Source organism: Micromonospora sp. IBHARD003 (assembly GCF_056106285.1).
In genome coordinates this window covers 7,074,575-7,095,360 of sequence record NZ_JBWBBX010000001.1, presented here as the reverse complement: position 1 = coordinate 7,095,360, position 20,786 = coordinate 7,074,575, and the positions used below count along the sequence as shown (strand labels likewise).

The window sequence follows — 20,786 nt, the reverse complement described above, 5'->3', positions numbered from 1 at the left end:
CTCAAGCGGCTGGCCGGCCGCGGAATCCTGGCCGAAACCGAGCCAGGACTGTGTCCCCACGGCCGCGCTCGAAGGTCCTGATGGTCGCCTCACTCAGCCAGGTGCGGCGCGCGAGTTCACGCTCCGAGATGCCTTCGGCCTCACGGAACTCGATGAGGGCTCTCGCCAGCCGTGTCGAATCCTCTCCACTCATGACCGCAGTATGTCGCCGAGCTCGGGCCGGGATGGCCCTCTTGCTCGGTCCCACGCCAGGGCACCGGGCCGCGGCAACACGCCCGCCAGGCCGAATCCCAGTCGATTTGTTAGTCCTCGCCATGCAACCGGTACTCGTTAACAGTCCTGATCTGCACGCCAATGCCAGAGCAGAGTCAGATACAAGGCAAAAACTCGCATACCACCCTCTCATACAGTCTCGCTCACGGTCGAGAGTCGGGACGGATGCAGACAAGTCCCTCTAGCGAGGTCGCCCTGTTGGTCGGCTCCAGGACTTGCGGGAGAGCTCTTTGAGGGCGACCAGCATGATCCCGCGCAGAACGTCGGTCGTATGCGCCGATGGCGCAGTCAGCCGACTGGTTGGTCGGCCCCCGCCGCCACGATCAGTCGGGCGGCGTTGGTGACCGAGGAGTCCACGAAGAAGTCGGCAATCGGGACTTGCACCGTGAACACACTCTTGAGGCGGGAAACGAGCCGCAGCGCGGCCAGAGAGTGGAAGCCCAGCGCGAAGATGTCCGTCCGCAGGTCGATCGTCGGTACTTTGAGTACCTCGCAGTAGACCTCCGCGACCTTGACTTCGAGCTCGCTGCCCTGCGCTTCCGCGGGGACGACGCGCTCGCGACTCTGCAGCGCGAGCAAGGCTGCTTGGTCGACCTTGCCGTGCGAGGTGAGCGGGAACCGTTCGACTACGGAGATTTGAGCCGGAACCAGGTGTGGGGGAAGCTGGGTACGAACGTACGCCGCGACTGTTGCCTCGTCGGCGTACGCACCGATCAGGAACGCGATCAGCTCGAGCTCGGCCGCTGGATCAGCCTCGGTGCGCCGAGGCACGACCAGGCTGCGCTCCACGTCCGGATGGCCGTCGAGTACCGATTCGATCTCGGCGAGCTCGACCCGATGGCCGCGCAGTTTGAGCTGACGGTCCACGCGGCCGAGAAATTCGAGGTCACCTTCGGTAGTCCATCGGCCTTGGTCGCCGGTGCGATACATACGTGCGCCCGGCTCGGCCGCGAAGGGGTCCGCCAAGAAGCGCTCGGCGGTCTGCTCGGGCCGGTTGAGGAAGCCGTCGGAGACGCCGGGGCCGGCCAGGTAGATCTCCCCTGGCACGCCGCGTCCAACCGGTGCGAGCAAAGCGTCGAGCACGTAGACGGCGGCGTGCGGCATTGGTCGTCCGATCGGCAGCGCCTCGCGGTCGAAGTCAGCACCAGGCTGGTAGGTCGTGCTGGTCACCGCCGTTTCGGTGAGCCCGTAGACATTGGTGAGCGGAATCCCGAAGTCCGACCAGCGCTGGTAGACCTCGATCGGCGCGCGTTCGCCGCCGATCAGCACGCGCCGCACGGTTTGCGGAATGGGGACGACAGCCGGGTCGATCAGGCGCACTATTTCGATCCAGTAGGCGGTGGGGAGCTCACATATGGTGATCTTGCGCTCTCCGAGGAGGTGCAGCAGTTCCTCCGGGCTGGTCCGGCCGAGCACGCCATCGAAGAAGACGACGCAGCCGCCGGCCAGCCAGGTGGGGAAGAGCTCCTCGACATGTACGTCGAAGGTCATCGCGGCGAGCTGCAGCATCCTGTCTTCCGGGCCCAGATCGAACGTGTCCACCGCGGCACGGGTGAACGCGGTCAGGTTGACATGGGTGACGAGGGTGCCCTTGGGCACTCCCGTCGAGCCGGAGGTGAACGGGACATACGCGACCTGACGGCCTGTCACAGCGATGTCCTCGAGATCCTCACCGGTCTGGGCCTCGATCGAGGAAGCAACCGCCGGATCGTCGAGGGCGAGCACATGGTGGGCCCCGGCAAAGTCCTCGGCAAGGTCCACGACCGTGAGCACCAAGCGGGGCGCGGTCTCGGCGAGGACGTGGGCCTTGCGGCTGCCGGGCGCGTCCGGAGCCACCGGGATGTAGGCCCCGCCCGCTTTCAGCACGGCGAGTACGGCGGACGGCCAGGAGGAGCCATGGGGCAAGGCGATCGCCACCCGCTCGCCCGGGCGAAGACCTAGCTGACGCAGATGCCGAGCGAGCCGGTTGGCCTGGCTGTTGAGCTGTGCGTAACTGACGGGAGTACCGTCTTCACGCTCGATCGCCGGCGCATCCGGGCTCTGTCGGACCCGTCGCTCGAACAGCGCGTGCAGGGTGGTCGGTTCGTCCCCCGGCACGGGCCGGCCGGTGAGCTCCCGATCGGGCGCGGCGTCGGTCGACGTGCGAAGCGCTCCCAGTGGGAACTCGGGGTGGGACACGGCCTCGCCGAGCAGCGCCAGGTAGCTCTCGGCCATTGCCTCGATGGTGCCCGGGTCGAACAGCTCACTGTCGTACTCGAACTGAAGGCTCAGTTCCCCCAGCGCGTCAACAGCGCTGAGACTGAGACGGAACCGGGCCCCGCCATTGGACACTTCGTACAGCTTCGTCACCGAGCAGCCCGGCAGCGTGGCCTCGAACTCCGTGGACTGCTCGAAGGAGTACATCGTCTGGAAGAGCGGGCTCTCACGCGAGGTGCGTGTGGAGTCGACCCGTTTGACAAGCTCGGTGAAAGGCACGTCCTGTGAGGAGAGCGCGTCGAACGTACTCAGCTGGAGTTCGCGGACCAGGGAGGCGAAGGACACGTCCGCGTCCAGCCGCAGTCGCAACGGCATGGTGTTGACGAACAGCCCGATGAGCGACTGGTACTCGGGCCGGGTCCGGCCGGCCAGAGGCGTTCCGATCAGCAGGTCGTCCTGACGGGTGCAGCGGGCCAGCAGCACGCCCCAAACACCGCCGAGCATCGCGAAGGGCGTGACCCCGAGCCGCTTGGCGCAGGCGTAGGTGTCGGCCCGAAGCTGCTCCGGCACCACTGTCGTGAACTCATCCCCCCGGTACTCCCGGGACGCTCCTGAACTGTGATCGACCGGCAGTGCGAGGATCGTCGTCGCACCGGCCAATTCCCGAGCCCACGCGTCGAGCGCGTTGCCGTACCCGCCGTCCTCGGTGATGCGCCGCTGTTCGGCGGCGAAGTCGCGGTACTGCATGGTGAGGTCAGGCAGATCGGGCTCACCGCCCGCGTGCCATGCGGCGTAGAGCGCGACGAACTCGGTCCAGAACAGACGCAGCGACCAACCGTCCGCAATGATGTGGTGCATGTTGAGGAAGAACGCGTAGGCGTCATCCTCAAGACGGAGCGCGGCAGCCCGCAGCAGCGGGCCGTGCACAAGGTCGAAGGGCTCGCGCGCGGCGGTCTCGACGAACACACGCCACTCGTCGGGCCGGGAGCGAAAGTCGAACACAGGAAGCGTGAAGGGCTGCGGCGGATCTGTGATCAGGTACAGTTCACCGTTTTCCTCGCCCACCCGGGAGCGCAGCACCTCATGCCGACGCACGATCTCGGTCACGCAGCGCGCGGCGAGCTCCGTGTCCAACGTGCCACGCAGTCGGATCACCATGGGTATTCCGTAAACGCTGCGGCTCGGGGCGAGTTGTTCAGCGATCCAGATCTGCTCCTGCGGGAGGGAGATCCTCTCGATCTGTCGGTTGCCCATGGGTGCTCCGGTCGGGTGCGTGGCCTTCGGAGTAGTGGTTGGCTCGGTCATCATGACCCGCTCTTCCTGACAGTCGGCTAGTAACCGAGTTCCCGGTCGACCAGGCCGATCGGCTCAAGGCCGTTCTCCAGTCGACGAATGTTGCGCCGGACCAGGTCGACGAAGGGTCCGAGTGAGTGATCCAGATCGCCCGCGCAGTGCGCGGTGATCACACAGGTGGGAAGGGACCACAGCGGGTGCTCCGGAGGAAGCGGCTCAGGGTCGGTGACGTCCAGGCCGGCGCCGGCGATCCACCCGGACCTCAGCGCACGAACGAGGTCGTCCGTGATGACGAGCCCGCCGCGCGCCACGTTCACCAGGCACGCGTCCCGACGCATGGACCTGAGTCTGACCGCGTCGATCAGCCCGGCCGTGTCCGCGGTCAGCGGCGCCGCGAGGAAGACCACACGGGCCTCGGGCAGCCATGCGTCGAGGCGATCGGGCGTGCCGACCTCGGCGCCCGCGATCGGGGCGCCGCCGCGGCACACCACCTTGGGGCGGACCCTGAACGGACGCAGCAGTGCGAGCAGTGCCCGGGCGACCCCGCCGCCGCCCACCACAAGAACCTCGGCGTTCGTCAGCCCGATGGCGGGGCGCGGCAGCCACGCGCCGGCCCTCACCGAGGCAGTGCCCTGACGCAGCACGGTCAGCGCGAGCATGAGGGCGTGTTCCGCCACCAGCTCGGACTGGACGCCCACGGCCCGGCTCCAGCGGATCCGCTGATCCATGAGCGGCAGGTAGCTTTCGACGCCGGCGCTCGCCAGTTGAACCCAGCGCACCGACGGCGCGCACTCCAGTGCGGCTGCCAGCGCCGAGGGGTGCTCGCCGATCCAGATCAAGCCCTGAGCCCGGGCTGGCGGAGCCAGTCGAACGCCTGAAGCATGCAGCGCTGCCATGAGATCGGTGGGCGCCGGTTCCGGAAGCACTGCCACGGGTAGGTCGGGAAGCATGGTCACCAGCCACTGCCCGGCTTGCCCGCCTCCGTGACGTCCGCCGTCGCGTCGGCCAGCGCTGCCACTCCGCGTACCGAATACGCGTCGAAGACCTCGCGGAAACCGAGGCTGACGCCCAAGTGTGTGCGGATCCAGCTGATCAGCCGCAACATGAACAGCGAATCCCCACCCAGGTCAAGCAGGTTGTCAAGCACACCGATCTCGTCGAGTCCCAGTAGCTCCGCCGCGGCGACGCCGATGCGCCGCTCGACTTCACCTGACGGCGGCACGAACTCGGTGGGCAGGTCGGGCCGACGCTTCGGCGGCTGCGGAAGCTTCGCGTGGTCGATTTTCCGATGCATCGTCAGCGGAAACTCGTCCAGCCGGATCAGCGCTGAAGGGATCAGATAGGCCGGCAGTTCGCCGGCGAGGAAGGAACGCAGCTCACCGCCGCTCACCGTGTCCCGGTCAGCGGTCACGTAGCCGATCAGACGCTGCTCACCCGACGCGTCTCGACCGGTCGTGACCAGGGCCTCACGCACCGCTGGGTGCCGGTCGAGCGCAGCCTCGATCTCGCCTGGTTCGACGCGATATCCACGCACCTTGACCTGCTGGTCGCCGCGTCCAAGGAATTGCAGCCGACCGTCGGGAAGACGGCGTACCCGATCGCCGGTGCGGTACAACCTGGCCCCCGGAATCCCCGAGTAGCGGTCGGCGACGAACCTCTCCGCGGTGACGTCGGGTCTGCCCAGGTAACCGCGTGCCAGCGAGTCACCACCGATGAGCAGCTCGCCCTCGGCATCTGCGGGAACGAGTTCGAGCCGCTCGTCGACGACGAACATCCGGGTTCCGGCGATGGCATCGCCTATGGACAACACCCCGTCCTTGGGTGCTTGTCCGGGCGGCACGCTCCAGTATGACGCGGTCGCAGTGGTCTCGGTCGGCCCGTAGACGTGCACCAGCGGAAGGCGGAAGCGGTTCCAATGCTGGACGGCTTCGGGCATGGCGCGGTCTCCGCCCATGACGACCAGGCGCAGCGACGGGGGCAGTGCCCCGCCGGTGGCCACGAGGTGGTGAACCAGCAGGTGCCAGTGCGCGGTCTGCATCTCCAGCAGCGTGACGTCGTGCGCGTCGAGGAAGTCGAGCAGGGCCTCCACCGGGGAGAGCGCGACCCGGTCGGGCGGGAACACGCTTGTCCCGCCCTGCACGAGTGGGGGGAACAACTCCTCGAGTGCGGCGGAGAACGCGGCGGCGGCCAGCATCAGGAAGCGATCACGCGGCCCCATGCCGAACTCGGCACTCGCGGCGGCCGCGAGATTCGCCAGGCCGAGATGGGTGATCATGACGCCTTTGGGCGCTCCGGTGGACCCTGAGGTGTAGATGACGCAGGCCAGATCGTCCGGCGCGGCTGCGGGGGTGCCCGGACCGGGAGGCAAGCGCCCCCGGTCCGGCGCAAGTGTCGTGACGGGCAAGCTGGTTGGCCCGACCTGCCCTCCGTCCACGATGAGAATCTTGATACCGGAGTCTGCCGCGAGGAAACTCTTGCGCTGGTCGGGGTAGTCCGGGTCGATGGGCACGTAGGCCGCTCCCGCACGCAGCACGCCGAGAATCGCGACAAGCAGGTCGACGGAGTGACGCATCATCACGCCGACGCGATCGCCGGGCAGCACTCCCGCCTCCGCCAGGCGCGCCGCCATGTGCTCGGCCTCGGCGGTGAGTTCGGCGTAGGTCAGCGCCCGCTGTGCATCCTCGGTGGCGCAAGCGTGCGGCGTCACCCTTGAGTGCTGCTCAAGCAGGCGCAGGATGAGCTTCGGCGCGTCGTTACGCGCTGATTGAACGGCGGCGTTCACGCGGCAGACTCCTCGGGGTTGGGCGACATCGACGTCGAGGGGCCTGCGCCGGCGTCAACCTGCTCTGCCATCAGCTTCACGACGGGTGTGACGCCACTGCCCGGCAGCACCGGGGCGCCGAGGGCTGCGAGCCCGGTCTCGAGCGCGGCCAGCGCGGTGACCAGGTCGAGCGGGTCGGCGTGGCCGCAGTGACCGATCCGCACCACTCGGTCGGCCAGTTCTCCATTGCCGGTAGTCAACTGGACGCCTGTGTGCTCGACCACCGCATCGACGAGAGCTCCCGCTCCTACTCCGGGCGGTGTGAACGCGGCCGTCACGATGCCGTTGCGCGCCGCTTCCGGGGTCAGCAGCCGGAGTCCGAGGCCGCGCAAGCCCGCTCTGGCCATCCGGCCGAGCTCCGCATGCCGCCGGTGGCGCCGCTCCATGCCTTCAGCGAGTACCTCTTCGAGCGCCGCGGACAACTGGAGCAGCACGCCGACCGCCGGCGTCCAGGGGGTACGCGGGACAGAGTGGTTCAGGCTGTCACGCGTGATCGTCCAGTCGAAGTAGTACCGCGAATGCCTGGCCTTGGCGTGCCGGCGCCAGGCGCGCTCACTGACCGAGACGAAAGAGACCCCTGGCGGCGCCATCAGTGCCTTCTGAGACCCGCCGACCACAACGTCCAACCCCCACGCGTCGGCCTGCATTTCACAGCCGCCGGCCCCGGAGGCCGAGTCCACTATCGTCAGCACACTGCGGGTCGCGTGCCCGAGGGCCTCAAGGTCGGTGACGACGCCTGTGGAGGTCTCGCAGTGCACGATGATCGCCGCGACGATGTGCGAGTCGGCCGCCAGGCAGGCTTCGACGACTGCAGGGTCCGGCTCGCAACCCCACTCGACGTCGAGCACGACGGTCTCCAGGCCATAAGCGCGGCACAGCTCCACCCAGCGCCTTCCGAAGGCACCGTTGTCCACCACGAGTACCTTTTCCCCTGGACTGAAGAGGTTTTGCACCGCGCTCTCGAACGCACCGGTGGTGCTTGACGAGAAGATCAGCACGTCGCCCGCAGTACCCAGCACATGCCTGAGCCCGTCGATGATTCCTGTGAATATGCGTGCGAAGTCCGCGGTGCGCTCGTCGACCATGGGATGCGTCGCCGCCGCGATGACCGCGGGCGGCAGCGGGGTCGGACCGGGGATGGCCAATCTGTCCTTATAGATCATCTTCCTGATTCCTTCGTGCCGCGGTCGTCCGGCTTCGTCAAAGGCTCGTCTGCAGTCGATCACCGCTCAGCTGACCGACGGCTCCGGCTCGTTCTGCACCTGTAGCTCTGGTTGCTCAACCCTGGCCAGGGCAAGGGCGAACAGTGCCGTGCCCACCACCGCGACCACAGCACAGCCCACCAGCACCGGGCGCAGGCCGAACAGGATGCCCAGTGGGCCGGCCACGGCGAAGCCGACCGGCTGGGCGATCTCCGAGGCCATCAGATCGAAGGCGGCCACCCGGCCGAGTACCGCGCTCGGTACGGCTCGCTGCATGAGGGTCTGGAAGAACACTCCTTGCAGGCCGATCGCACAGCCGGAGAGCAGTGCGGCACCCGCCACCACCACCGTCGGCACGCCAGAGCCGAGGGCCAACGCTTCGAAGACGATCAGCGGTGGCAGCCACGCTATGAAGACCACCGGTCGCTTCGGCTTGATCCGCCCGGCGGTGAACTGCGCGCAGACCACGCCGACGGTCATGCAGGTGCCGATGACACCCCAAGCTGCGGCACCGCCCATATAGGTGTCGGCCACCAACGGGCCGAGGACCGCGAGGGGAGCCAGCAGGACCAGCGAGAACAACGTCCACTGCAAGGTGAGCAGCCAAAGCCAGCGGCGCATTCGGAACTCCCGCCAGCCTTGCATCAGCTGCGTGAGCGTCCCGCCATTGTGATCCGGCTCGGCTTCGCTCTTGGTGGGGATCCTGGCGAATATGAGACAAAGAGTGATGAACAGCATCAGCACGCTTTCCACCAGGAAAGCGGCTCCCGAACCGTACGCCGCCACGATCACTCCTGCCGCCGCAGGGGCCACCGTCCAGGCCAGCGAGGAAAAAGTGCCGATCAGCGCATTGGCCTCGTCCAGGTCGTCTCTCGCAACGACGTCCGGCAAGATCGCCATGCTGGCCGGACCGAATAGCGCGTCAGCGCCGCCGTATACGACTGCCAGAGCGAAGAACCAACTGAGGGTCGCCGTATGCGTGAGTAGTCCTATCGCCAAGGTCGCCGCCGCGGCCAGGCGTACGATCGACGAAACGATGAGCAACGCGGCACGCGGAAAGCGGTCCGCCGCGACGCCGGCAAACAGCGACAAGGCGAGCGAGACCGCCGCCTGAACTCCGAGGACAAGGCCGAGGTCACTCGCAGAACCAGTGGTGTGGAGGACACCGAAGCTCTCCGCGACTGGCAGGAAGCCGTTGGCCATGCTGGAGCCCAGCCGGGCGGCCAATATGCAGGCGAAGTTTCGGTCAGTCAGCAGCCTTTTGCGTTTGCCTTGGCGTCCTTGTTCGCCGGAGACCTCTACATCGCTCATTGCGCCTCTTTCCGCGCGTGCTGGTTTCAGGTCCCGGCACGAGGGCTAGCTGTTGGTTTCTTTGGGTCCCGTCGGGCGGCGGTGCCACACCAAGGGGCCCTCAAGAGGTTGTGGCCTCGACCAGGGACCTGGGCCGCATGTCCGTCCAGTTCCGTTTCACGTACTCCAGGCACTCTTCTCGCCCGGCTTCGCCGTGTACTACGGTCCAGCCCTTGGGCACAGTGATGGCGGCGGGCCACAACGAGTGTTGTCCTTCAGCATTGACCAGCACCAGGTACACGCCGTCTTGGTCCTCGAATGGATTCGCCACTGCTTTCACTCCCCTAGGTAAGTTGTCATCATTCGTCAGCGGCCGCTCAACTCGATATGCGTGCCGAATTCATGGGAAATAGGGAACGTACTTACCCCGCCATTGATATCTTCCGGGGGCCGAGATCCACATTTCTTCGAACCCGATGTCAGACGTAGCGTCGGCCTCCATCGCTATACGGAGCAGCCGCAGCACGGCGTCGCGTTGGCGCCCAGGCCCGCCCTCGACTGCGCCTCGCGCCGCTCACAGCTCGGGCTGGTTCGCCGCGACCACCGGAACCTCGGTGTGGTCATAGGACTCGATCGGACATCAGCGCTTGATGCTCTTCCCCCAGCACGTCGACTGTGCTGGTCGGAGCATCCGGGTCCGCGGCAAGAGCGGCCAGCATCCGCCGGTAACCGTCGACCACGCGCTGCGCGGTCTCCCGTTCGAACATGTCGAGCTGGTACTCCAGGAACGCATCCATTCCAGCCGGCTCCTTGTCCGGGCCGAAGTTCTCCTGCAGGCTCAACGACAAGTCGAACATGGAGCTGCCGGCGTCGATGTCCAATGGCACGTCGGTCAATCCGTCGAAATTGAACCCGGCGTCGGTGTCGTTATGCAGGGTGAACATGACCTGGAAAAGCGGGTGACGGGTCCGCGAGCGGCCAGGATTGAGCGCCGTGACCAGGCGATCGAAAGGGATGTCCTGGTTGTCGTAGGCATCAAGGGCGACGGTCTGGACCCGCTTGACCAGGTCTCGCAGTCCCGGGTCGCCGGAGACGTCGACGCGGAATACCAGCATGTTGACGAAGTACCCGACGAGATCGGTCAGCGCATCATCCATGCGGCCGGCCACGGGGGACCCGATCGGAATGTCGGTGCCCGCACCGAGCTTGCTCAGCAGCGCCGCAAACCCGGCCTGCAATACCATGAACATGGTCGCATTTTCGGTGCGGGCGACCTCGGTCAGTGCCCTGTGCAGATCGGCGTCGAGGGTGAACTCGATCGTGTCCCCGGCGAAGTCGGACATCGGTGGGCGCGGGTGATCCACCGGCAACCGCAGTTCCTGGGGTATGCCGTCGAGCACCGAACGCCAGTGCGCGAGCTGTTTCGACGCCAGGCTGTCCGGGTCCTCCTCGCGGCCCAGCAACCGCCTCTGCCAGAGTGTGTAGTCGGCGTACTGGACGGGCAGCGGCGGCATATTCGGCTCGGCACCACCGCGCCGCGCCGCGTAGGCCCGGGCGAGGTCTCGGGTGAGCGGCCCCAACGACCAGCCATCGCTGACGATGTGGTGCATCGACAGAAGCAGCACGTGCTCCTGCGGCCCCAGTGCGAAGAGCCACGCCCGAAGGGGCAGGTCGCGCACAAGGTCGAACGGGCGTTCCGAGGCCTCGTGTATCGCCTCATGCACCTCTTCCTCGGCAAGCTCCTCGTACTCCAGTCTCACCGCGCATTCCGAGATATCCAGGACAACCTGGTGCGGCTCGCCCTCACCGTCCCGGATTACCGTGCGAAGCGATTCATGTCGCTGCACGACGTCTCGCAATGCCTCCTCCAGGGCTTTTCTGTCCAGCTGCCCCGTCAGCCGCGAAGCGAGCTGCATGGTGTAGATCGAGCTGCCCGGATTCATCTGATGGATGAACCACAGTCCGAGCTGCCCGAACGACAGAGGGATCATGACTGGTCCCCAATGATGTTGGCGGTACGCGGGGATCGGATGTGGCTGATGGCTGATTGAGCGCTACGGGCATCGCTGGTGACCCGACAGGCAGCGTTTGCCCCGTCGCGGCATCCGGTACGTGACGGGCAAACGTTGGCTGCCGGGGCACTGGTCGGAGAAGCCTCGGCGGGGTGTTCCTCGGGCCAGGGACCGACGCCCGTGATATCGGGGTCATCGCCGACCCGTACGAGACTGCGCCGGCCACGATGAGGTGACTCGCCCCCTCGCGGAATTACCACCGCAAAAAGCGATCCGAAGGGCTCTTGCACACCCGGACCATGCTCGCGTTCACCCTCTGAAGAGTCGACATGCTGCGCGCGATGCCGCCCGACAAGAGGCTGCTCACCTCGGTCCGATCGGTCACGCAAACGGCTTGACTCAATCATTGAGATCCCTACTGCTCTGTGCGGGCCCATCCGACCACGCGGAAGTCATCCGGCGTCCGCCGTGGGTCAGCGGACCGTCGGGAGGAGTGCCGGCCGGGTGATGACGGCGATCTGACCAGAGTCGATCTGCGCCGCGAGCAACGCCGCGGTAGGCGCCTGGAACAGGGTCTTGATACCGATCTCCACACCCATGACACTGCGGATCCGGCTCAGCAGACGCACCGCGTGCAGAGACTGGCCGCCGAGCTCGAAGAAGCTCTCGGCCACGCCGACCTCAGCGAGGTCCAGCACCTCGCCGATGAGCTTGCACAGTTGCTGCTCGCGCGCGGTGCCCGGGCTGCGATCGGTGACAGATGCACGATCATCCGGAGCAGGCAGGTTACGCCGGTCCACCTTGCCGTTCGTGGTCAACGGCAGGTTCTGCAAGCGCACCACGGCAGACGGGAGCATGTAACCGGGCAACTGTGACGCGGCGTGGGCGAGGATCTCCTCGTTGGGCGCCTGGGCCACTACGTAGGCGACGACTTGCCGCAGCCCCGGCCTGTCTTCGCGCACCACGACGGCGGTCTGTTCCACACCTGGGTGCGCTGCGATCACGTTCTCGATCTCGCCGAGCTCGATCCGGAAGCCGTTCATCTTGACCTGGTCGTCCCGGCGCCCGACGAACTCAAGATTCCCGTCGTCACGCCAGCGGGCCCGATCTCCGGTGCGATACATCCGCCCCCCGGCCGGACCGAAGGGACAGGCAACGAAGCCGGCCGCAGTGAGGTCGGGTCGGCTGAGATATCCGCGGGCCAGCCCAGCGCCGCCAAGGTACAGCTCGCCCGCCACGCCCACCGGCAGCGGCCGCAGGCCCTCGTCCAGGACGAAGACCTGGGTGCCGGCGATCGGCCGGCCGATGGGTGGCGGTTCGTTCCCCTCGTTCCCCGTCAGCGGGCCGATCAGCGTTGCGCACACCGTGGCCTCGGTAGGCCCGTAAGCGTTGAACACACTGCAACGCCCGGACCAGCGTGCGGCGAGGTCGGCGGTCAGGCTTTCCCCGGCGACCACGATGGTCAGATCCGCGGGCAGATCCTCGTCGGGGGAAAGCGAGGCGAGTACCGAGGGCGGCAGCGTTACGTGCGTCACGGCCTCTCGGACAAGCACTGCTTCGAACGAACCGCCGACGAAGTCGTGAAGACCCGGGACAAACACCGCCGTGGCGCCGCTGAGCAGGGCCATACAGAGCTCCGAGACGGAGGCATCGAAACTCGGACTGGCGAATTGCAGGACCCTGCTGTCGGACCGTACGCCGAATGCCTCGATCTGCGCGCCGGAGAGCCCGGCGAGGCCCTCGTGCGTGACCGCCACGCCCTTCGGTGTCCCGGTCGAACCGGAGGTGTAGATGACGTATGCCGGGTGCGCGAGGGTGAGTGGGTGCGACCGCTGTGCGTCGGAGAGGTTCGATGCGTCCGCGTCCGCGTCACGCCCGGTCTGCTGTTCGTCGAGGACCAGGATCGGCATCGTCCAGGGCTGGGCCGTGGCGCCGGCGGCATCGGTCAGCAGCAGGGCGGGACGCGCGTCGCCGACGATGTAGTCGATGCGCTTGGTCGGATAGGCCGGGTCGAGCGGGAGGAACGCGGCACCCGCCTTGCTGATCGCGAGGATGGCCAGGACGAGGAGCGGGCCGCTGGGCAGCGCGACCCCCACCAGCTTCTCGGGTCCCATTCCGCGGGCGATCAGAGCTCTGGCAAGCCGGTTGGCCCGCTCGTTGAGTTGTCGGTAGCTCCACCGCAATGCGCCGCAGGAGACCGCGCAGGCGTCGGGGCGCCGCGCGACCTGGGCCTCGAAGAGCGAGGGGAGGACGGCGGGATCGTATGACGCGCCGTCTCCGCTCTGCTGCGTTACCAGCAGAGCGTGCTCCTCCTTCGAGGCCAGTGGAATCTCGCACAGCGGTCGGTTCGGCGAGCGGACCGCGTTGGCGAGGAAGGTGGTGTAGTGCGTGGCGATGCGGCGGATCGTCTCCGGCGCGAACAGGTCGGTCGCGTACTCGATTTCCGCTTCGAGTCGGCCGTCCCGCTCGACGACCTCGATACTCAGGTCAAGTTTGCTGGCGGTGCGCGGCGGCGGTGCGGCGCCCTCGATCGTCAGTCCCGCGACGTGTACGGACTCCTCCAGCGCCTCGTCGTAGACGAACGCCGTCTGGAACAGCGGATTGCGGCTCGGGTCGCGTGGCGGACGAAGTCGCTCGATGACCTTCTCGATCGGCGCTTCCTGATGGACGAGACCCTCGATGGAAGCCCGGCGTGTCTCGTTGACCAGGCCGTGGAAGGTCTGATCTCGCTCTGGGCGTACCCGGAGGGCCAGGGTATTGACGAACATGCCGATCATGTCCTCGGTGCCCGGCTCGGTCCGACCGGCCATGGGGGTGCCCACCAGCAGGTCCTCTTGGCCTGCGTAACGGCCGAGAACGGCAGCCCAGCCGGCGAGCATGACCACGTAGGGGGTGACGCTCCAGCGGCGGGCCGCCGCCGTGAGTTCGACGCGCAGCGAAGCCGGCAAGGTGAAGGAGTGGCTGGCGCCATGGAAGCTCATGCGTGAGGGACGCTGGTAATCGGTGGGCAGTTCAAGTGCGAAGGACGCGTCCCCGAGCTGGGTGCACCAGTGCTCGACCTGACTGTCCAACAGGCCCTCGTCGAGCGAGCGACGTTGCGCGACGGCGTACTGCCCGTAGGCGAGAGGCAGCACGGGGAGCTCGGGTGTGCGGCCCTCGGCCCCCGCGGCGAGAAGTGTGGCAAGCTCCTGGACCAGCACGCCGGCCGAGACTCCGTCGAAGATCAGGTGATGTATGTCCACCAGCAGGCGGTGATCCGCGGGACCAAGGCGGTACAAGCCGAACCGCACGAGCGGCCCATGCAAGAGGTCGAACGGAATTGCCGTCGCGGCGCTCACCCGCTCGGTCATCTCCTGCTCGGAGGCCGCATCCTGTGGATCGAGTCTTACGGGGCGTGCGGGGACGACGACGAACCGGGGCGAGCCAGACGCGATGGACACCACGGAGTGCAGCACCTCGTGTCGTTCAACGACATGGGTCAGAGCCTCCTCAAGCAGTCCGAGGTCCAGCTCGCCGCGCAGGGCGAACACAACCGGGGTCCCGTAGTGCGAGCTTGCATCGGCGAGCTGTTCGGAGACCCAGATCCGCTCCTGTGCCAGGGAAAGGGGGAAACCCCTGTCAGCGCGGCGGTCCTGGCTGTCTTTCGGTTGCATCACAGAGTCTTGGGTAGTCGACACTGACGTCTCCCAGTCGTTTCCGGGTAGGGTCCGTCCGGCCGCGAGGGCCGAGGTGCTGTAGGTCGTCAATAGATCACTCGGGCGTCGTGGCTGATTCTGCGTTCGCGCGACTTCCGCAGGTCGCGCGCGACGTTCAGCCTCTTGAGCCAGCGGTCCGTGCCGTCGAAGTGGGCAGTGAACGGCACCCTGCCGTGCACGATCTTGTAGTTGTCCAGGAAGAGCAGTTCACCCGGTTCGAGCACGTAATCTCGTATGTTGCGATCGACCTCCGCGGCGACAGCCTTCATTGCGCGGGCGCTGTCCGGGACGGCGTACGCGTCCTCCATGAAGAATGGATCGATGCGTAGATAGGGTGCTTCGCGGTCGCCGGAGAGGATGGCGACTCGGTCGGGCTCGCTGTCCTTGGCCATGATCCATTCATAGCTGCGCGAGAGCAGCTCGCGTTCGCGCGTCGACATCTCCTGGTCGTCTTCGTCGTGGTGCGGCAGATGCGAGCGGTCGGGCTTGATCGGGTACCGCTCCTGACCGAGCAGGTCCCTGATCTCATCGGTGAGCTCGAGGTCGTCGACCGAGGCGAATGTCGTTGCCACCCGGTCGTGGTTGCGTAGACAGGCCAGGCCGAGGTAGTCGGCCCGCAGCGGGTGGAAGGCCTCCTCGGTGTGCCAGGTCAGCAGTTCCTCGCTGCCCGAGCCAAGCTGCTCGTGTTCGTGACCCTTGATCGGAAAAATGTCGTGCATGATCCGGCCGTCCTGCTGCGTCGCCCAGGCGATGGGGTCGCCCAGCAGGGATGCGCAGAGCATGAAGTACACCTCCGCGGGGAGCGTGGACGCCCGGCCAACGTGGGTACGCCAGTGCTCGGGAGTGGGCCCGATGGCAACGTCGTCGATCCGGAAGCCGCGGATGGACAGCGCGCCGCCGGAAGCCTCCAGGCGGAACGCGTTCAACTCGGCCCGCAGCCGCTGCGGCAGCTCGTGTGCGTACACCGCGCACTGCCTGACGAATTCTGGGTCACTGATCGAGTGGAACTTCGCCGTGAGCGAAGCGAGTACTTCGTTGACTGTCTGTATCTCAATGTCCGAGAGTTCAATTTTCTGCATGTTCGTCAGGGTTCCTTTCCGCCTCACGGTTGCAGACTCGCGGCGATCTCAGCGCCCAAAATGTCCAGGCCTTTGCTTAGTTGGCTGCGATCGCCGCCGAAACCGAGCCGGACGCGGCCAGGGTGGTCGAATGCCCGGCCGGGGACGAGCAGTATGTTGCTGGTCTCTCCCAGCCGACGGCAAAGTTCGGTCGTGTCCCGCCACGGGCGCAGTTGCGGGAACGCTGTCACTCCGCCGAGGGGCAGCGGGAGGTCTACATGATCCTCGTGCCGCGCGGCCCAGTCGGCCAACAGGCGTCGGTTGGCCTTGGCGTTCTTCAGCCTGGGAGCGATGAAGGCGTCTGCACGGTGTACGACGCGCAGCGCAATGAACTCGACCAGCGGAGAGAGGCTGAGGGTGATGCGGTCGCGTAGGTTGGTCATCGCCCGCAGCATCTCCGGGTCCGCCATGCACCAACCGAAACGCATGCCGGGTAGACCAAAAGCTTTTGAAAAGGTTCCGATCGACACAGCGCGCGGATAGGTCAGTCCGGGGTCCGGCAGCGGTGCGTCGTCGTAGACCAGGTCCGTGAAAGCGCCGTCCCACAGGAGATAGGCGCCAACATTGTCAGCAATCTCAAGCAGGCGACGGAAACCAGCAAGGTCGAGTGTCGCGCCGGTCGGGTTGTGCGGAAAGTTGACCACAATAACCTTTGTGCGCGCAGTGACGAGCCTCGCAAGTTCCTCCACGTCAGGCCGAAATTTGTCCTCCGCGCGCAGCCGCCAGCGCAGAACTTCGCACCCCATGGACTCTGCGACGGATACGTGCGAGTGGTAGGCCGGGTGCAGGGCGACGACTTGGTCACCTGGCTCAAGGAGGGTCTGGAGCGCGACGTAAATAGCCTCGCTGCCGCCGTGCGTAAGCATCACCCTGCGCGCGTCACCGTCCCCCCAGCGCGAGGCGATGGCCTCGCGCAGGTCGTCCCGACCCAGGCAAGGACTGTCCCGGAAAACGATCTCGTCCAAATCACCAGGCTCGATGCCGGCGAGTTGACGCACCTGTCCGAGCGAGTAGTCAAGAACCCCACTCGACCCTATGTCTATCGCAGCGTCATGATAGTGGTCGCGCATCCAGTCTTCGAGCAATGCCCCATCAAAATTCATCGTTCTCCAGAACCTTATCCTCGCGACCTGAGAACAACGAAGGCTCGCGGGGATGTCTGACTCTCGCGTGCTCAATCAGTTCGACAGAGATGCTGAACTCGCGTTTCTGGTCCAATGACTGTCGATTCCTCAAACTCCCAGATCGAGGGTGTGAGGTCTTCTGTGGAGCAATGTATGTCCTCTCCGATATGGGTAGTTGACAGATATTGCCCGCTGTGGGATCTGCATTGCTGCCCATGCGTCGATGAGTCGGGTGCCAGGTCAGGGCGGTTCGAGTGTGAGGCAGGTTCCGGCGCGGCACCCCTCGACGATGTAGGGCCAGTACTGGATCGGTTTCGGCTTGCTCATCACCGCAGGGCTGTTGCAAAGTCTGACGGTCTTGGACCATTGCCGGCCAGGCCAGGCCGAGGAGTTCCCGCGGGCAGTGGAAGGGCTGGTAGGACATCTCGCGGAGCTCGGCAGCGATATTCGGGTGGCCTGCCGCTCGTAGCTGGTTGATCGCGAAGCTGCGGAGGGTGGCCATGTTGTCGGGGCCATGGCCGGTGCGGATCTTGGAGGCATCCTCGGTGAGCGTGGCGTCGCGGACGGAGTGCAGCCGGTTCTCGATCACCCACTGCGAGCGGGCCAGTTGCCCGAGCCGCTGGGAAGATGCTTGGCGGGCGGTGAGGTCGGTGAGTGAGGTGTTTCAGGGCGGCCACCGATCGAGTGACAGACGCTGTGGCCACAACGCACAAGGCTCCCGTGCCGTTGAGGTAGATGTTCGAAGTCTCAACTCATCGGCGCAGGAGCCTCGTTGGTCCCTCATCCTGCCGCACTCGACCTGCCCCATGCGCTCATCGAGTGGGGGACGATGCTCATCGTCACCCGTGAAGGTGAGCGCGGCTGCAAACTCCCGCCGCACCAACGTGCCCTGGTCTCTCTGGTGTACCTGCGCGAACACGAGCCCCTCGTGCAGATCGCCGCCGGTTTCGGCATCTCGGCCGGCACCGCGCACGCCTACACCACCGCGGTCCGCCGCCACGAACGGCGTCCGCGTGCAGGGCGACGTATTCACGGACGATTTCGGCGAAAAGCGTGCGCCGGCCACGGCGGTCGAGGAGAGCAGGGTGGCTCGCCACCACCATCTCGAAGCGGTCGTCGTCCAGTTGGAAAGCCGCTGTGTGCAGCAACGGTGCCCGGCCGAGTTCGAACGGACGGTGCGCCAGTTGCTGCACGGCGTCCTCATTTACGCGTCTCCGGGTGTCGGCGTCCGCGATCATGCGAAGGTCGACGATGCCGGGCTCGCACACCGCCTCACGGTGGAACACCTGCTTAGGGGCCAGCTCGGCCGACAACTCGAACGAACTGCGCAACACCGGATGCGCGGCAAGAACGACGGGAGGAGGGCGGGGAGACGATGCTCTCTTCTCAGAGGCAGCCCGCAGGTCAACCGTCCGACGGCGTTACGGGTCGGCCCGCCGTCGCCCAGCTCACGACTCCGCACCAACGCGAGCTGCTGCTCCGTCAGCGGTAATGCGCCGACATCATGCCCCAAGGAACTCCCCTTCGGCAGAGGCGAATGCCCCATTCAGGCGATTGCCTCAAAAGTGATCGGAAGGGATGCAAGGAAGCGGAAGTTGATGCTTTCGAGCCACTCAGGCTGCGCCACCTCGCACTTCCAGTTGGTGGTCCGACGCAGCAGCGCCCGCAGTGCGACATCGATCTCGGCGAGAGCTAGTGAGGCGCCCAGGCAGTAGTGGATGCCGTGCCCGAACGACAGGTGATCAGCGGCCGGTCGGGAGACATCCAATGTGTCCGGGTCGGTGTAGCGGCGGGGGTCACGATTCCCTGAACCAAGAACCAGGGTCACCGACTCGCCGGCTCGGATCAGGTGCTCACCAAGGTCGATGTCGGCGAGCGCCTTCCGAGTGGTGAACTGGACCGAACTGTCGTATCTCATCAGTTCGTGCGTGGCGGGTGTAATCAGCTCAGGATCTCTGCGCAGCCGCTGAGTTTGCTCGTCGTTGTTCAACAGGGCGAGGACGGCGTTCCCGATCATATGTGTGGTAGTCGCCTGCCCCGCGTCGATGAGCAGCAGGAAGTTGGCGAAGACTTCGTCCTCGGTGTAGTCGGCTGCCCGGAGTTGGGGACTGATCATCCGGCTGAAGAAGTCGTCGGCCTTGCTGTTTCGACGAGCGGTTGCAGTGCGGTCGAAGGACTCCCTCAGTGCCTGTATCCGTGCGTTCTGGGAGTCGGACTGGGTAAAGAACTCATGCAACAGCCCCTGCCAGCTCTCCAGGAGGTGGGCGGCATCGTCGGATACGCCTGCCAGTTTCGCGATCACGCCACGGCTGAGCGGTTCCGAGAAGTCGTGAATGATGTCCATGCGCCCGCTCGGCAAGACCTTGTCGAGTAGCTCGTCGGCCAACTCCTGGACATGAAAGCGTAGTTCCCGGACGAGGCGGGGAGAAAGGCTCGGCCTGATCAGTCGGCGTAGCCGGGTGTGATGCGGCGGATCATTGAACAGCATCATGTCTGACAGCGTGCGAGCCAGCAGTGCAACATCGCCACGGGCCTGTTCGGGCAAGCTCTCATAGAAATCCGATATTCTGGCTGCTGAAAGACTCCCGTCCTTCGAGATATCGATGATTTCCGGATGGCCGAACACCGCCCAGGTCTGCATCCATTCATCCCACTGCACCGGTGATTTTTTACGTGACTCGGCATAGAATGAGTATGGCTCCGCCGCATGTTCGGGATCGAGCAGGTGAGATAGATTCGTCGTTTCGGGAGTGCGCATGGAGGATCCTCCAGTCCACCGCATCGAAGAAGTCGAAACTCGAGGCTTCGGGGGATAGATCGATAGGAGCCGACCTTCATTGTTGACTCCGCGTCGAATATTGCTGTAACGGAATCCCAGCATCGGCCTGGACACCGGTGGTTGAGCCAGGGGCCGACTGGCCACCCGCCATAGCCTGGCCCGCCCGGAAAGCGAAGGCAGCATGCTACTGGCGCCGTGGTCGATTGGTACGGTCAACTCCGTTCCGCCCAGGGTTTCAGGATGGAAGAGTCGGATGAAGTCGCGGGCGATCGTCGTCCGTACGTCTTCACCAGCGCTGAGTCGTACTTCGACTGCACGCTCACTCGAACAAAGCCGGGTGACCAGGGATGCAAGTTCCGGGTGGGGATCGGGGTACCGCAGACACGGTTTTCGTCGTCAGGTATCTACGCAAACTCAGCGGCCGCATATCCGTCCATATCTTCGCGATATGGTTGAGACAGCATTGCTTCTCCCCCGAGACTCCGATTCTGTTCCAGCCCGCCGGAACGGCTTGATCAAGCGGCCAGATATTTTTGACCTTCTTGCTCGTGCACCGGATCCTCCCTTTACGGTCCGCCGAATTATGAATAGTATACGGGAGTTAAGCACTGCGCCCGTGATGGAATATCGAGCAGGCTAGCGATGTCCGCGAGCTGACGTCAAGTGTCGCCAGCAAAGCACGGTTGACAGTTATTGCGCTCTTCTGGACGCATATTGCGCGCCGCCTCGCCGGCCCTTCTTTCGGCATTGACGCTGGGGTGAACGGGTGCCAGAGTGAATCCTCTCCGGTCTGAGCGGAGTTAAGTGACCGTCCGATGAGCGTGTACTGCTCATGTTCGCCCGCCACTCCTGTCCGTAGGAATGCAGTCTGATTTCGGGAGTTGATACCGGTAGTACCTGATCCGTTGGCAACGCTAGCCGGGTTGTGGACTGAACTGCTTGGACACACCGATCTCCGTGACGACTCCGACTTCTTCTAGTTG

General features: G+C 65.6%; 13 protein-coding genes and 2 pseudogenes. 1 reads left to right on the top strand and 14 read right to left on the bottom strand.

The window, feature by feature from the left end:
* Nucleotides 1–561: 561 nt before the first annotated feature.
* The 11 genes from ACTWOL_RS31025 to ACTWOL_RS30975 form a co-directional block, all read right to left on the bottom strand.
* Nucleotides 562–3,723: a non-ribosomal peptide synthetase gene (locus ACTWOL_RS31025; RefSeq protein ID WP_474300161.1), complete on the bottom strand. Its 3,162-nt coding sequence runs from the start codon at nt 3,721–3,723 to the stop codon at nt 562–564.
* Between the two features lie 77 nt (nt 3,724–3,800).
* On the bottom strand, nt 3,801–4,601 hold the full coding sequence (locus ACTWOL_RS31020) for an NAD(P)-dependent oxidoreductase (protein ID WP_474300160.1): 801 nt from the start codon (nt 4,599–4,601) through the stop codon (nt 3,801–3,803).
* A 113-nt stretch (nt 4,602–4,714) separates the two neighbouring features.
* Complete coding sequence (locus ACTWOL_RS31015; RefSeq protein WP_474300159.1) at nt 4,715–6,544, bottom strand: non-ribosomal peptide synthetase; 1,830 nt, start codon at nt 6,542–6,544, stop codon at nt 4,715–4,717.
* The gene (locus tag ACTWOL_RS31010; protein WP_474300158.1) at nt 6,541–7,746 is read right to left on the bottom strand and encodes a pyridoxal-phosphate-dependent aminotransferase family protein; all 1,206 of its coding nucleotides are present in this window, start codon (nt 7,744–7,746) and stop codon (nt 6,541–6,543) included. The genes ACTWOL_RS31015 and ACTWOL_RS31010 overlap by 4 nt, the downstream gene beginning before the upstream one ends.
* A gap of 66 nt (nt 7,747–7,812) precedes the next feature.
* Nucleotides 7,813–9,096, bottom strand: a complete 1,284-nt coding sequence (locus tag ACTWOL_RS31005; protein ID WP_474300157.1) for an MFS transporter — start codon at nt 9,094–9,096, stop codon at nt 7,813–7,815.
* A 100-nt stretch (nt 9,097–9,196) separates the two neighbouring features.
* Nucleotides 9,197–9,406 carry an MbtH family protein gene (locus ACTWOL_RS31000; protein WP_474300156.1) on the bottom strand — a complete coding sequence of 70 codons (210 nt, stop codon included), beginning with the start codon at nt 9,404–9,406 and terminating at the stop codon, nt 9,197–9,199.
* 289 nt (nt 9,407–9,695) lie between these two features.
* On the bottom strand, nt 9,696–11,066 hold the full coding sequence (locus tag ACTWOL_RS30995; protein WP_474300155.1) for a condensation domain-containing protein: 1,371 nt from the start codon (nt 11,064–11,066) through the stop codon (nt 9,696–9,698).
* A 494-nt stretch (nt 11,067–11,560) separates the two neighbouring features.
* Nucleotides 11,561–14,740, bottom strand: a complete 3,180-nt coding sequence (locus ACTWOL_RS30990; RefSeq protein ID WP_474301295.1) for a non-ribosomal peptide synthetase — start codon at nt 14,738–14,740, stop codon at nt 11,561–11,563.
* 89 nt (nt 14,741–14,829) lie between these two features.
* Nucleotides 14,830–15,861, bottom strand: a complete 1,032-nt coding sequence (gene gntD / locus ACTWOL_RS30985) for a guanitoxin biosynthesis L-enduracididine beta-hydroxylase GntD (RefSeq protein ID WP_474300154.1) — start codon at nt 15,859–15,861, stop codon at nt 14,830–14,832.
* A 23-nt stretch (nt 15,862–15,884) separates the two neighbouring features.
* Nucleotides 15,885–17,003, bottom strand: a complete 1,119-nt coding sequence (gene vioD, locus ACTWOL_RS30980; RefSeq protein ID WP_474300153.1) for a capreomycidine synthase — start codon at nt 17,001–17,003, stop codon at nt 15,885–15,887.
* Entirely contained in the window at nt 16,993–17,613 is a 621-nt protein-coding gene (locus tag ACTWOL_RS30975; protein ID WP_474300152.1) for a hypothetical protein, read from the bottom strand. The genes vioD and ACTWOL_RS30975 overlap by 11 nt, the downstream gene beginning before the upstream one ends.
* A gap of 183 nt (nt 17,614–17,796) precedes the next feature.
* On the opposite strand from ACTWOL_RS30975, the pseudogene ACTWOL_RS30970 reads away from it, so the two are divergent.
* Nucleotides 17,797–18,015 (top strand): annotated as a pseudogene (locus ACTWOL_RS30970) (helix-turn-helix domain-containing protein); the annotation flags it as partial.
* Nucleotides 18,016–18,052: 37 nt separating this feature from the next.
* On the opposite strand, the pseudogene ACTWOL_RS30965 reads toward ACTWOL_RS30970, so the two are convergent.
* From ACTWOL_RS30965 to ACTWOL_RS30955, 3 genes and pseudogenes are all read right to left on the bottom strand, one after another.
* Nucleotides 18,053–18,427: pseudogene (locus ACTWOL_RS30965) on the bottom strand (condensation domain-containing protein); the annotation flags it as partial.
* A 143-nt stretch (nt 18,428–18,570) separates the two neighbouring features.
* Nucleotides 18,571–19,782, bottom strand: coding sequence for a cytochrome P450 (locus ACTWOL_RS30960; protein ID WP_474300151.1), 1,212 nt, complete (start codon nt 19,780–19,782; stop codon nt 18,571–18,573).
* 340 nt (nt 19,783–20,122) lie between these two features.
* Nucleotides 20,123–20,332, bottom strand: coding sequence for an MbtH family NRPS accessory protein (locus tag ACTWOL_RS30955; protein ID WP_474301294.1), 210 nt, complete (start codon nt 20,330–20,332; stop codon nt 20,123–20,125).
* Between the last annotated feature and the right edge of the window lie 454 nt (nt 20,333–20,786).